3 pseudogenes are annotated in these 1,382 nt (G+C 77.4%); 2 read left to right on the forward strand and 1 reads right to left on the reverse strand.

What is annotated here, in order from left to right:
- Positions 1 to 57 (forward strand): annotated as a pseudogene (locus AB0G32_RS40370) (topoisomerase C-terminal repeat-containing protein); the annotation flags it as partial.
- A 274-nt stretch (positions 58 to 331) separates the two neighbouring features.
- Positions 332 to 796, forward strand: a pseudogene (locus AB0G32_RS40375) (CHAT domain-containing protein); the annotation flags it as partial.
- Between the two features lie 24 nt (positions 797 to 820).
- Here the strand turns inward: AB0G32_RS40375 and AB0G32_RS40380 are convergent.
- Positions 821 to 1,300: pseudogene (locus AB0G32_RS40380) on the reverse strand (helix-turn-helix transcriptional regulator); the annotation flags it as partial.
- Positions 1,301 to 1,382: the final 82 nt, after the last annotated feature.

Genomic DNA, 1,382 nt, shown 5'->3' on the forward strand with positions numbered 1-1,382 from the left:
GACCCGGCCACCGGGCACACCATCGTCGCCATGGACGGCCGGTACGGCCCCTACGTCACCGAGGTGCTCCCCGAGGGCACTAGGCACGCTGGAGGACCCCGGGCCCGGCCCCGGGAGCGACGGAGGCCGTCTCACGTTCCCCGGCCCGGCGGACGGCCCGGAGGCGTCCCGGTTCCCCCACGCGACGCACGCGACCGGTGCGGCCGTCGCACCCGTCGTACCGGAGGATCACGGGCCCCGTCCCCAGCCCCCCGGGAACCATCCCGCCTTCCCCGGCGAAGAGGACCGCCCGGAGGTGTCCCAGCATCCGCACGCGCGGGGTGCGCCGGTGGTACTGGAGGGGGATGGGGCGCGGGTGCCCCAGGTGTTGCGGGAGCTGGACGGGGCCGCGCTGGCGCACATCGCGGCGCACGGGACGTTCCGGACCGACAGCCCGTTGTTCTCGTCGTTGCGGATGGCCGACGGGCCGCTCATCGTGCACGACTTCGAACGCCTTGACCGCAGCCCGTACCGGATCATCCTGTCCTGCTGCGACACCGGCCGGTTCGCGTCGGTGGGCGCGGACGAACTGCTCGGCCTGGTCACCGCGCTGCTGCCGCTGGGCACGGCCGGCGTGGTGGCGTGCAGCGCGCCGGTCAACGACGCCGCGGTGGTGCCGTTGATGCTCGCGCTGCACAAGGGCCTGGACGCCGGGCTGTCGCTGGCGGAGGCGCTGCGCGACGCGCGGGCCGCGCTGCCGGGCGACGCGGTGCACCAGGCCACCGGCTGGGCGTTCTCGGCGTTCGGGGCGGCCTGAACCGGGCCGCCCCGAACGCCCGGTTCAGGCGGCGGTGCGCGCCCGGGACGGTTCCACCAGCCACGGCAGTGTGGTCCGGTCGCCGCCGCCCAGGCGGGCGTAGGCGCTGTAGAGGTGGTTGCCGACCGTGCGGACGGAGAGCGTGAGCCGCTCCGCGATCTGCCGGTTGGAGAGTCCGGCGGCGGCCAGGGTGACGATCTGCCGTTGCCGGGCGGTGAGTTCGCCGAGCACCAGGCCGGACAGGGCCGGGGTCCGGGCGCCCTGGCAGCGGCGGGCCAGGGCGACGGCCCGGGTCCGGGCGGTGCGCGCGGCGCCGGGGTCCCGGTGCGCGCGGGCCGCCTGGGCGCGCGCCTCCGCCGCGAACAGCAGGTAGCCGCGCCGCTCCAGCTCCCCGGCGGCCCGGTCCAGGGCCGCCCCGTCGCGGCGCGCGAGGGCGTCCGCGTGGGCGGCGAACACCCCGGTCAGCCGCCCGGCGGCCCGCTGGGGCGCGCCGAGCCGGACGGCGATGTCCCGGCTGCGGTCGCGGATCGAGCAGGTGATCCCGGTCGGGCGGGGGATGCATGACGATCCGGTGGATCCGGGGCGG

This window comes from Streptomyces sp. NPDC023723, assembly GCF_040639815.1.
In the GTDB taxonomy this organism is placed as follows: Bacteria; Actinomycetota; Actinomycetes; order Streptomycetales; family Streptomycetaceae; genus Streptomyces.